The organism is Streptomyces sp. NPDC007917 (assembly GCF_042959105.1).
Classification (GTDB): Bacteria; Actinomycetota; Actinomycetes; order Streptomycetales; family Streptomycetaceae; genus Streptomyces.
On sequence record NZ_JBIBKK010000016.1, the window covers coordinates 151527 to 163057 of the forward strand.

At 73.4% G+C, this 11531-nt stretch carries 10 protein-coding genes; 8 read left to right on the forward strand and 2 right to left on the reverse strand.

Features of this window, described 5'->3' with window-relative positions; translation table 11 throughout:
• The first annotated feature begins 38 nt into the window (after nt 1–38).
• Nucleotides 39–2438, forward strand: coding sequence for a tetratricopeptide repeat protein (locus ACFZDL_RS29485; RefSeq protein WP_353594273.1), 2400 nt, complete (start codon nt 39–41; stop codon nt 2436–2438).
• Nucleotides 2439–2493: 55 nt separating this feature from the next.
• Here the strand turns inward: ACFZDL_RS29485 and ACFZDL_RS29490 are convergent, their stop codons facing one another.
• Complete coding sequence (locus tag ACFZDL_RS29490; RefSeq protein ID WP_353594274.1) at nt 2494–3369, reverse strand: L-histidine N(alpha)-methyltransferase; 876 nt, start codon at nt 3367–3369, stop codon at nt 2494–2496.
• Between the two features lie 28 nt (nt 3370–3397).
• Here ACFZDL_RS29490 and ACFZDL_RS29495 point away from each other — a divergent pair, with 28 nt between their 5' ends.
• The 7 genes from ACFZDL_RS29495 (at nt 3398) to ACFZDL_RS29525 (ending at nt 10285) form a co-directional block, all read left to right on the forward strand.
• Nucleotides 3398–4948, forward strand: a complete 1551-nt coding sequence (locus ACFZDL_RS29495; protein WP_353594275.1) for a PLP-dependent aminotransferase family protein — start codon at nt 3398–3400, stop codon at nt 4946–4948.
• A 9-nt stretch (nt 4949–4957) separates the two neighbouring features.
• Complete coding sequence (locus ACFZDL_RS29500; RefSeq protein ID WP_353594276.1) at nt 4958–6079, forward strand: CapA family protein; 1122 nt, start codon at nt 4958–4960, stop codon at nt 6077–6079.
• A 70-nt stretch (nt 6080–6149) separates the two neighbouring features.
• Complete coding sequence (locus ACFZDL_RS29505) at nt 6150–6944, forward strand: DUF2127 domain-containing protein (RefSeq protein WP_353594277.1); 795 nt, start codon at nt 6150–6152, stop codon at nt 6942–6944.
• A 60-nt stretch (nt 6945–7004) separates the two neighbouring features.
• Nucleotides 7005–7943, forward strand: a complete 939-nt coding sequence (gene opcA / locus ACFZDL_RS29510) for a glucose-6-phosphate dehydrogenase assembly protein OpcA (RefSeq protein WP_391192893.1) — start codon at nt 7005–7007, stop codon at nt 7941–7943.
• 131 nt (nt 7944–8074) lie between these two features.
• On the forward strand, nt 8075–9172 hold the full coding sequence (locus ACFZDL_RS29515; RefSeq protein WP_353596423.1) for an LLM class flavin-dependent oxidoreductase: 1098 nt from the start codon (nt 8075–8077) through the stop codon (nt 9170–9172).
• Nucleotides 9169–9834 (forward strand): FMN reductase, encoded by a 666-nt coding sequence (locus tag ACFZDL_RS29520; protein WP_353596422.1) that lies wholly within the window; start codon nt 9169–9171, stop codon nt 9832–9834. The genes ACFZDL_RS29515 and ACFZDL_RS29520 overlap by 4 nt, the downstream gene beginning before the upstream one ends.
• Before the next feature lie 25 nt (nt 9835–9859).
• Complete coding sequence (locus tag ACFZDL_RS29525) at nt 9860–10285, forward strand: tetratricopeptide repeat protein (RefSeq protein ID WP_353596421.1); 426 nt, start codon at nt 9860–9862, stop codon at nt 10283–10285.
• 69 nt (nt 10286–10354) lie between these two features.
• Here the strand turns inward: ACFZDL_RS29525 and ACFZDL_RS29530 are convergent, their stop codons facing one another.
• Nucleotides 10355–11503: a CapA family protein gene (locus ACFZDL_RS29530; protein ID WP_353596420.1), complete on the reverse strand. Its 1149-nt coding sequence runs from the start codon at nt 11501–11503 to the stop codon at nt 10355–10357.
• Nucleotides 11504–11531: the final 28 nt, after the last annotated feature.

The following is an 11531-nucleotide window of genomic DNA, read 5'->3' on the forward strand; positions in this document are numbered from 1 at the left end:
CGGGGGATGAGAGACTGGGCGCGGACCAGGGAGGGCTGATGGGGCAGGCGCGGCCGTCGATGCAGGAGCTGATCCAGCGGCGCAGACGCGCCCGATTCGTGGGCCGACATGACGAACTGGCGGCGTTTCAGCGGAATTTCACCTTCCCGCCGGAGGACGAGCGGCACCGTTTCGTCTTCCACGTCCACGGCAACGCGGGCGTCGGCAAGACCTGGCTGGTCCGCCGGCTGGAACAGGCCGCACGCCAGGACCACGGCGCGCTCACCGCCTGCGTGGACGAGCCGGCGGACGGCGTACTCGAGGCGATGGCGGCCATCAGCGCCCAGTTCGCCCGGCAGGGGCGCGAGTTCACCTCGCTGGACCGGAAGCTCGCGACCTACCGGCAGCGCCTTCACGAGGCGGAGTCGATACGGCCGGAGGGCGATCCGCAGGCGCCCAGCCCCGGCGGGCTGGCCGTGGCGCGGGCGGGCCTCTTCGGCATCGGCATGATCCCGGGTGTCGGGGCGCTGACCGGCGCCGTCGATCCGGCGCAACTCGCCCAGGGCGCCGACCGGCTGCGTGTCACGCTCAGCGCCCGCTTCCGCAACCAGGAGGACGTCCAGCTGCTGCTCGACCCGCTCCGGGTGCTCACCCCGCTGCTGGTGGCGGAGGTGTCCAAGGCGGCCGCCGCGGCGCCGTGGACGGTGCTCTTCTTCGACACCTACGAGCGCACCGGGCCGCTGTTCGACTCCTGGCTGCACACCCTGCTGACCAGCGAGCGCCACGGCAGGCTGCCCGAGAACGCCGTCGTCGTCCTGTCCGGGCAGGGCCCGCTCGACCCCGGCCGCTGGGCGGACTACGCCGACGCCGTCGAGGACCTGTCCCTGGAGCCGTTCACCGATGCGGAGGCGCGGCAGCTGCTCACCGCCAGAGGGGTCACCGACGAGCGGGTGGTCCGGGACGTGCTGCGGCTCTCCGGCCGGCTGCCGGTGCTGGTGTCCACCCTCGCCGAGAACGCCGGACACCCCGATGGCGTGCACGATCCCAGCGCCACGGCCGTCGAGCGCTTCCTGAAGTGGGAGCGCGACCCGGTCCGCCGGTCCGCCGCGCTCGCCGGGGCGTTGCCGCGCCTGCTGAACGAGGACGTCTTCCAGGCGGTGGTCGAGGACGGCGCGGCGGAGCTGTTCGCCTGGCTGCGCTCCCTGCCGTTCGTCAGCGGGCGAGGCGGCCCGGTCCGCTACCACGACGTCGTACGCGCCCCGATGCTCCGCCTCCAGCGGAGCGGCTCGCCCCAGCGGTGGAGCGCCGCGCACACGCGGCTGGCGAGCGCGTTCGCCCGGTGGCGGGAGGCGGCCGCGGCGGGTCTTGAACCGGCCGGGCTGTGGAAGCACGAGCCCTGGCGCGCTCTGCGGCTGGAGGAGTCGTACCACCTGCTGTGCGCCCGGCCGTCCACGGAGCTGCCCGGCGTGCTGCGCGACGGGATCGACGCCTGCGACGCGGGCCCCGCGGTGGCCCGGCGCTGGGCGCGGACGCTGGCCGAGGCGGGCGAGGACACCGACTCGGCCCCGCTGCGCGAGTGGGGGCGCGCCACCCTGGCCGCGCTCGCCGACGACCACCGTCTCGGGATCGAGGTGCTGGGCCTGTTGCTCGCCCGGGCGGAACTGGACGACGCGGGCCGGGTGGCCGCGCTCACGGTCCGCGGCTGGCATCGCAGATCCGTCGAGGAGTACGAGGCCGGGCTCGCCGACTTCCGGCAGGCCCTCACCCTGGACCCGGCCCATGTCCGCGCCCACTTCGGAACAGTCGTGACGTACCGGGCGATGGGCCGTTTCGCGGACGCTCTCGAGGCGCTGGACCGCGCCGACCGGCTGGCCCCGGACTCGGAGTGGATCCCCAGGGAGCGCGCCGAGACCTACCGCCGGGCAGGCCGCCGCGAGGAGGCGTTCGCGGCGTTCGACCGGGTGGTCGAGGCCGACCCGGCGGACGCCTTCGCCCTGGCCGGCCGCGGACAGATGCGGGCCGAACTCGGCATGGAGCACGAGGCCCTGGAGGACTTCGACCGGGCCATCGGCCTGTACCCCGAATACGTCTGGGCCCTGCTCCGGCGGGCCCGCCTGCGCAGCCGGCTCGGCGACGTGGCAGGGGCGCTGGAGGACCTCGACCGGGCGGGGGGCCTGGCCCCCGGGGCGCGGGACATCGTGGGGGAGCGCGGCAGGGTGTACCACTTCGCCGGCCGATACGAGGAGGCGCTGGTCCAGTACGACCGGGCGCTCGCCCTCGACCCCGGGTACACCTGGGCCCTCGGCAGCCGCGCGATGACCCACGAGGCCATGGGGCGGCGTACCGACGCCCTGGCGGACCTGGAGCGTGCGCTGGCCATGAACCCCGGCTACGCCTGGGCCCTCGCCCAGCGCGAGCGCCTGCTGTCCGAGGCCGCGCCGCCCGCGGCCGGGGCGTGACCCGCGCGGTCCGCCTCCCGTCCGGCCTGCCGCCGAAGCCCCGCCGGCGGGGGGATCAGCCCTTCACCGCCACCCCCTTGAAGAACGTGTAGTGGAACGTGCCGCCGTCGTCCGCCGTCCGGTGCAGATCGGCGATGCCCCGGTCCCAGTCGCCGCGGGTGGTGAGACCCGCGGCCAGCGCGTCGTCGCGGACGGACTCGACCATGGCGATGAAGGTGTTGCGGGTGAAGCCGGACACCAGGGCCGGGCGGGTGCCGTCGGCGTAGACAGTCCGCGGGCGGACGACCACGTCGTCATATCCCGCCTCGGTCAGCAGCGGCTGCAGCCGACGGCCGATCAGGGCGTCGCCGCCCGCCGCCGACTGCAGCGTGACCTGGTGGTCGATGGCCGCGTGGGCGTACGGGCTGGAGGGGTGGAAGAACGCCGACCCGTGGTCCCCCTCGACCACGGTGATCGTGCCCCCGGGCCGCAGCACCCGGCGCAGCCCGGCCAGCGCCCGCCCCGGCGCGCGCAGATGCTCCAGTACGAAGCACACGAAGACGTGGTCGAACGACGCGTCCGCGAACGGCAGGTCGAACACATCGGCGTGGCACCACTCCACCCGGGCCCCCGGCGCGTGGGCCGCCACGTTGGCGCGGGCCCGGGCGAGGGATGTGGCGGAGATGTCCGCCGCCACGAGGTGTGCTCCGGGGCTGGACGTGAGCAGATGAACGGTCTGGGCGCCCACCCCGCAGCCCACTTCCAGCACCCGGCTGCCGGCCGGGTACGCGGTGTCCGCGTGCAGCAGCGCGGCGAGCGTGTCCGCCTGGTCGCCGAGGCGGCGGGCCTCGTGGCGCGAGTAGCCGTGGACATAGCCGGGCGCCGTGTCCGTGTCCATGCCGGTGTGCGTGTCCATGCCGGTGTGCGCGTTCATGTGAGTGTCCGTGTGCATGCCTTCAACGTGTCGCCATAATGGCCCGGTGAACAGGTCCAATGAGGGGACGATCGACCGGTCCATAACCTCCGGCTCCGACTTCCTGCAGCTGAACACCGAGGAGGCCCCGCCGGGCGGGCTCGCCGACTGGCTGGCCCGGCGGCTGCGGGCCGCGATCGCGGACGGGCGCCTGCCGGTCGGCAGCAGGCTGCCGGCCACCCGCGTGCTGGCCGGGGAGTTGCGGGTGTCCCGTGGCGTGGTCACCGAGGCCTACCGGCGGCTGAGCGAGGACGGACATGTCGCCGGGCGCGGGCGGGGCGGCACGGTCGTGGTCGCCGCGCCGGTGGCGGCGGCGCCGCCACCACCCGGCCGTGAACCACCGGGTGGCCACCCGCCGGCCGGCGCGCTGTTCGCCGCTCCGCCCGGAGCGGACGTCTTCGACGCGCTGCGCTCGGCGCCGGCCCGGATCGACCTGTCGCCCGGCCTGCCCGATCTGGCCTCGTTTCCGCGCACCGCCTGGCTGCGCGCCGAGCGCTCCGTGCTCGCCGGCCTCTCGGCGGCCGACTTCGGGTACGGGGACCCCCGCGGGACGCCCGCGCTGCGGCTGGCCGTCGCCAACTGGCTGGCCCGCAACCGCGGGATCAGGGCGGACCCGGACGATGTCCTCGTCGTGGCCGGTACCGCCCAGGCACTCGGGCTCATCGGGCAGGTCTTCCGGGCCGACGGAATCCACCAGGTGGCCGTGGAGGACCCCGGGTCCCTGGGCGCCCGGCAGCATCTGCGCCACTGCGCGCTGGACACCCCGCCGGTCCCGGTCGACTCCGACGGCGTACGCGTCGACGCGCTGCGCGCCACCGGAGCCCCGGCCGTCCTGCTGACCCCGGCACACCAGTTTCCGACCGGGGTGGTGCTCGGCGGCGAGCGGCGGCGCGCCCTGATGCGGTGGGCCGGTGAGGGCGGGCTGATCGTCGAGGACGACTACGACGCCGAACACCGCTACGACCGGCCACCGGCCCCCGCCCTGAGGTCGATGCTCGCCGAACACGTCTGCTACGCCGGAAGCGTGTCCAAGCTGCTCGCCCCCGCCCTGAGGGTGGGCTGGGTGCTCGCGCCGCCCAGGTACCGGGACGCGCTGGTGGCCGCCAAGCGGTTCGCCGACCTCGGCAACGCCGCGCTGCCCCAGCTGGTGCTGGCCGAGCTGATGGAGTCGGGCGAACTGGAACGCCATCTGCGCCATGTGCGCCGCCGCCACCGTCGCCGCCGGGACGCGATGATCGGCGCCATCCGGAACCGGCTGCCGGGCGCCGTGGTGCACGGCGCCGCCGCGGGCCTGCATCTGATGGTCACCTTCGACGGCGAGTTCTCCGACACCGATCTCGCCACCGCCGCGCTCGCGCACGGTGTGAAGACCCAGCCCCTGTCGTGGCACAGCAGCCGTCCCGGCCGCCCGGGGCTCGTCCTGGGCTACGCGGCGAGTACGCCGACCGCCATCGCCGAAGGCGTGGCCCTCATCGGCGAGGCGCTGGGGCAGGCGCTGGGGCAGCGGGAGGGGCAAGGCGCGGGGCAACGGCTGGGGCGGGACTCGGCCACGGGCTAGTTTGGGGGTGTGGGCGGCGATGCGACGACGCTGTTCCTCTGCGGCGATGTGATGCTCGGCCGTGGCGTCGACCAGATCCTCCCGCACCCCGGGGACCCGGAGCTGCGGGAGCCGTACATCCGGGACTCCAGGGCGTATGTCGAGCTGACCGAGGAGGCCCACGGGAGGGTGCCGCGCCCGGCGGACTACGCGTGGCCGTGGGGGGACGCGCTGCGGGTGCTGGAGGAGACGGCGCCCGACGCCCGGGTGGTGAACCTGGAGACGAGCGTGACCCGAAGCGACGAGTTCGCGCCGGGCAAGAGCGTGCACTACCGGATGAGCCCGGCCAATCTCCCCTCCCTGACCGTGGGCCGGCCCGATGTCTGCGTCCTCGCCAACAACCACGTACTGGACTTCGGCCGTCGGGGGCTCGCGGAGACGCTCGACGCCCTGGCCGGGGCGGGGCTGCGGGTGGCGGGCGCGGGGCGGGACGCCGACGCGGCGCGGCGGCCCGCGGCCGTTCCGGTCCGTGGCGGCCGGCGTGTGCTGGTCTTCTCCTGCGGCACCGGGTCCAGCGGCATTCCGTACGAGTGGGCCGCGGCGCAGAGCCGGTCCGGCGTCGACTTCCTCCCCGAGCTGTCGGAGGCCTGCGCGGCCCGGTTCGCCCGCCGGATCCGGCAGCTCAAGCGGCCGGGCGACATCGCCGTCGTCTCCATCCACTGGGGCGGCAACTGGGGGTACGACGTCTCCGACGAGCAGATCCGCTTCGCGCACGCGCTGCTCGACGGCGGCGCCGACGTGGTGCACGGCCACTCCTCGCACCACCCCCGCCCCCTGGAGGTGTACCGAGGCAAGCTCGTCCTCTACGGCTGCGGCGACTTCATCGACGACTACGAGGGCATCACCGGCTACGAGGAGTACCGGGACGATCTGCGGCTGCTGTACTTCGTCGCGGTGGCCCCGGACACCGGTGAGCTCGCCGGAATCAGGATGGTGCCCATGCGGGCCCGGCGGATGCGGCTGTGCCACGCCACCCCCGGCGACTCCCGCTGGCTGCGCGCGGTGCTCAACCGGGTCGGCTCCGACTTCGGCTCCCGCGTCGTCCTCGGCCCGGACGGCGCCCTCTGCCTGGAGTGGCCCCAGGCCCGGTGAGCACAGGGACAGCGCCTACGATCACGGACATGCCCGACACGCCGGCCATCACTGGAACGGAGCGCTGAGCGTGAAGATCGACTGGAACCGGCGTACCTGCGCCCGGCGCGGCCACGTCACCTACTCACCCACCGAGGACGACCTGCGCGAGCGGCTGCACGCCGCGACCGCGCTGGGCGACGCCTGGCGCTGTCTGCGCTGCGGCGACTTCGCCCTCGGCGAGCCGCACGGCTCCGGGCCCGCGGCCGACGCCCCGCTCGTCCCGCGCGGCAAGGCCCTGCGGGACCTGATCGTGATGCGCTTCATCGCCGCCGAGCGGATCGTGCGCGGGCTGTTCGTGTTGCTGGCCGCCGTCGCGGTGTGGCGGTTCAGCAACAGCCGGGCCGCCGTGCGCAAGCTCTTCGAGGCGGACCTCACCGTCTTCCGGCCGGTCGCCCGCCACTTCCACTACGACCTCGACCACTCGCCGGTGGTCGACAGCATCCGCAAGACCTTCGAGTACCGGCACTCCACCCTGGTGATCGTGGCCGCGGCGCTGGCCGCCTACGCGATCGTCGAGATCGTCGAGGGCGTGGGGCTGTGGCTGCTCAAGCGGTGGGCCGAGTATCTGGCGGTGGTGGCCACCGCCGCGTTCCTGCCACTGGAGATCTATGAGCTGACGGAGAAGGTCAGCTGGCTGAAGATCGCCACCTTGGTGGTCAACGTCCTCGCCGTGCTCTACATCATGCTCTCCAAGCGGCTCTTCGGGCTGCGCGGCGGCCATGCCGCGTTCGAGGCGGAGCGGCACAGCGCCTCGCTGCTCGAGGTGGAGGCCGCGGCCGGTCATCCGGCATTGATCATTCGCCCCGGCGGCACGGAGGAGTGACGATACGCTCGAGCCGCGGACGAAACGCTGATGCGAGAACGGCAGGAGCTGGCGCGGGCCATGAACACCGACCTGACCAACACCACATCGAGCAGGATCAACGCTGCCCTGGTACAGGCCCGCAGGGCGATTGGCAGCCCTGCGGTCGGCATGGTGCTGACGCTGGTCATCGTCACCGACGAGGCCAACCACTACGACGCCCTCAAGGCCGCGGGCGAGGCCTCCCAGGAGCACCCCTCCCGGATCCTCGTGGTGATCAAGCGGCCCGGCCGCACCCCGCGCGAGCGCGGCACCTCCCGGCTGGACGCCGAGGTGCGCGTCGGCGGTGGCGACGGCAGTGGCGAGACCGTACTGCTGCGGCTGCGCGGCGAGCTCGCCCAGCACCCCGAGTCGGTGGTGCTGCCGCTGCTGCTGCCGGACGCCCCGGTGGTGGTCTGGTGGCCGGTCGACGCCCCGGACCACCCGGCCAGGGACCCGCTGGGCAGGCTGGCACAGCGGCGGATCACCGACGCGTACGCGGTCGAGCGCCCGCTGCGGGAGCTGGCGGCCCGCGCCGCCTCGTACGCGCCCGGCGACACCGACCTGGCCTGGACCCGGCTCACGCCCTGGCGGTCCATGCTGGCCGCCGCGCTGGACCAGGCACGGGCATCGGTGATCTCGGCGGTGGTGGAGAGCGAGGCGGACAATCCGAGCGCCGAGCTGCTGGCGCGCTGGTTCGCGGGCCGGCTGAGGGTGCCGGTCGAGCAGGTGGTCACCGACGGTCCGGTGGTCACGGGCGTGCGGCTGCGGACGGCGGCCGGGGACATCCACATCGACCGCCCGGACGGTCCGGTGGCCAAGCTGTCCATCCCGGGCCAGCCCGACCGCACCCTCGCGCTGAAGGTGCGCAGCACCGCCGAGCTGATCGCGGAGGAGCTGCGCCGGCTCGACCCCGACGAGGCGTACGCCGCCGCCCTGCGCGCCACGATTCCGTCCGCCGCGCCCGGACAGCTCGGCTGACCCCTCCCACCAGCCACGACGGCCGACCCGAACCGACACCCTTCCCCCGCCACGTGCGGGGGAATAGGGGCGACAGGTGCCACGTTCCGGGGATATAGTTGAATCGTAAACATCCTAGGAGGGTGAGACCGGTGCAGTTCGGGATTTTCACGGTCGGCGATGTCACGACGGACCCCACCACGGGTCGGGAGCCGACCGAGCACGAGCGGATCAAGGCGATGGTCACCATCGCCCAGAAGGCGGAAGAGGTGGGCCTCGACGTCTTCGCGACCGGTGAACACCACAACCGGCCGTTCGTGCCCTCGTCGCCGACCACCATGCTGGGCTGGATCGCGGCCCGCACCGAGCGGCTGATCCTGTCCACCTCCACCACCCTGATCACCACCAACGACCCGGTGAAGATCGCCGAGGACTACGCGATGCTCCAGCACCTGGCCGACGGCCGGGTGGACCTGATGATGGGCCGCGGCAACACCGGCCCGGTCTACCCCTGGTTCGGTCAGGACATCCGCCAGGGCATCCCGCTCGCGGTCGAGAACTACGCGCTGCTGCGCCGGCTGTGGCGCGAGGACGTCGTCGACTGGGAGGGCAAGTTCCGCACCCCGCTGCAGGGCTTCACCTCCACGCCGCGGCCGCTGGACGGCGTGCCTCCGTTCGTCTGGCACGGCTCCATACGCTCGCCGGAGATCGCCGAGCAGGCCGCCTACTACGGCGACGGGTTCTTCGCCAACAACATCTTCTGGCCCAAGCACCACTTCAAGAAGCTGGTGAACCTCTACCGGGAGCGGTATGCGCACTACGGGCACGGCACGCCGGAGCAGGCCATCGTCGGCCTCGGCGGGCAGGTGTTCATGCGCCGCAACTCGCAGGACGCCGTCCGTGAGTTCCGGCCGTACTTCGACAACGCGCCCGTCTACGGCCACGGCCCCTCCCTGGAGGAGTTCACGGCCGAGACGCCGCTGACCGTCGGCAGCCCGCAGGAGGTCATCGAGAAGACGCTGACCTTCCGCGACACCTTCGGCGACTACCAGCGCCAGCTCTTCCTCGTCGACCACGCGGGTCTGCCGCTGAAGACGGTGCTGGAACAGCTCGACCTGCTGGGCGAGGTGGTCGAGGAGCTGCGCAAGGAGTTCGCCAAGAACCGCCCGGCCGAGGTGCCGGACGCCCCCACCCACGCGTCGCTGGTGGCCCAGCGCGACGCCAAGGCCCTCGAGGAGGTGGCCCAGTGAAGAACGTCGTACGGATTCCCCAGCAGCCCGGCGCGCCGCGGCCGGTGAGGCTCGCCGTCGTCTCGGCCGGGCTGAGCGTGCCCTCGTCCACCCGTCTGCTGGCCGACCGGCTGGCGGAGGCCACCCGGCAGCGGCTGGCGGCGGACGGGCACGAGGCCGAGGTGCGCGTGGTCGAGCTGCGCGACCTGGCCGGCGACATCGCGAACAACATGGTGACGGGCTTCCCGTCGGGCGCCCTGGAGGAGGCGATCGAGACCGTCACCGGCGCGGACGGGCTGATCGCGGTCACCCCGGTCTTCTCGGCCTCCTACAGCGGGCTGTTCAAGTCGTTCTTCGACGTGATCGACAACACGGCCCTGGCCGGCAAGCCGGTGCTCGCCGCCGCGACCGGCGGCACCGCGCGCCACTCGCTGGCGCTGGAGCACGCCCTGCGGCCGCTGTTCGCCTACCTGCGGGCGATCGTGGTGCCCACCGCGGTGTACGCCGCGTCCGAGGACTGGGGCGGCTCCGGTGACCCCCTCACCGACACCCTGCCCACCCGTATCGACCGCGCGGCGGGCGAGCTGGCGGACCTGGTCGGCGGCCGGCGGGGTGCCGCGGCCCCCGAAGCCGAGGCCGTCGTGCCGTTCGAGCAGCAACTAGCGGCCCTGCGGCCGGAATAACCGATCGTCTCAGGGAGGAGCTCACATGATCGACAACTTCAACGACTACCGGCCCGACGGTGAGCCCACCGCCGACCGCTGGGTCACCGCGCTGAGCCTGTTCGACGACAAGGAGCGCGAGGAGACCACCGCGGAGCGCTGGGAGCGGGCCGGGCTGTTCTTCGAGGCGAAGCAGTACGCCGAGGCCGCTCGCCTCCTCGTCCAGGTCGTCGAGGAGGCCCCGGAGCAGACCGCCCCCCGGCTGCTGCTGGCCCGCGCCTACTACCACTCCGCGCAACTGCGCCGCGCCGAGGAGCAGCTGCGTGAGGTGATCGCGCGTGACCCGGTCGAGCACTACGCCCATCTGATGCTGGGCCGTACGCTCGAGCGGCAGGGGCGCGCCGAGGAGGCGGGGACGTGGCTGCGCCTGGCCGAGGCGTTCTCCTTTGGCCAGGTGCCCGAGGCGGACTGACCGGGCTGAAGCCGGCGGTTCGGCGCCGGGCCGGGGCCGATGGGCCCCGGCCGGCGCCGGGGCGGGAGGTCAGCGGCCCATGGTGAGCCCGTCCCGCTCCGCGCCCCTGCTGAGTACGGCGCGGCGGATGGACTCGAGGGCGTCGGTGTGGCCGCCGGCGCGCGGGAGGTTCACCACCCGGATCGGGTCGTTGTCCACGGCGTGGGGGATGAACTCCGCCTTCTTCACGGTCCACGGCTTGTCCGTGGTGGCGGGCGGCGCGAAGGTGAACCGGGCGGCCGAGCCCATCTGGCCACGCGGGTCGTTCATGACGCCCGCGACCTGATCGCCCATGCCGTAGACGACCCAGGTGTCGTTGACCTTCTCGTACGCCTGGGGGATGTGGGCGTGGGTGCCGATGATGAGATCGATGTCGTGGCGCCCGCCGTTCATCGAGGCGGTGAGTTTCTTGGCGACCGAGAGCTGGAGCTGGTCCGGCGCCTCCTGCCACTCGGTGCCCCAGTGCAGGCTCACCACGACCACGTCGGCCCCGGCCCGGCGCGCGGCCCGGGCGTCCTTGACGATCCGCGCCGGGTCGATGAGGTTGACCAGCCAGGGCTTGTCCTTGGGCACCGGGATGCCGTTGGTGCCGTAGCTGTAGGCGAGCTGGGCGACCGTGGCGTCACCGGCCTTCATGAGCGTCGGCATCGCGTGCTCCTCGGCGGAGCGGGCCGATCCGGCGTGTCGGAGTCCGGCGCGGTCCATCGCGTCGAGGGTGCGGGTCACGCCCTCCGCGCCGGCGTCCAGCGTGTGGTTGGAGGCGGTGGAGCAGGAGTCGTAGCCGAGTTCCTTGGCGGCCTCGGCGACCTCCGGCGGGCTTTTGAAGGTCGGGTAGCCGGTGAACGGCCCGCCCGCTGCGCCGTAGACCGTCTCCATGTGGCATATCGCCAGGTCGGCCCGGGAGACCACGGGCTCGGCCCCGGCGAGCATGGGTCCGAAGTTGTAGCCGTTGCCGCCCGCGTCCGCCCGCGCCTGGCGGATGACCGAGTCATGGATCAGCAGGTCACCGGTGGCCACCAGGGTGAACCCCCTGGTGGGCCCGGGCTTCGCCGCGGCCGCGGTCCGGGAGGACTTCTCCCCCGATTCGGGGGTGGCGGGTATGCCGGCGGTGCACGCGGTGGCCGCGCCGAGCAGCGCGGCGACCACGAGCGCGGTCCGTTGACGGGTCTCGAGAGACAAAAGGCTCACCTCACGCTCACATGGGGCA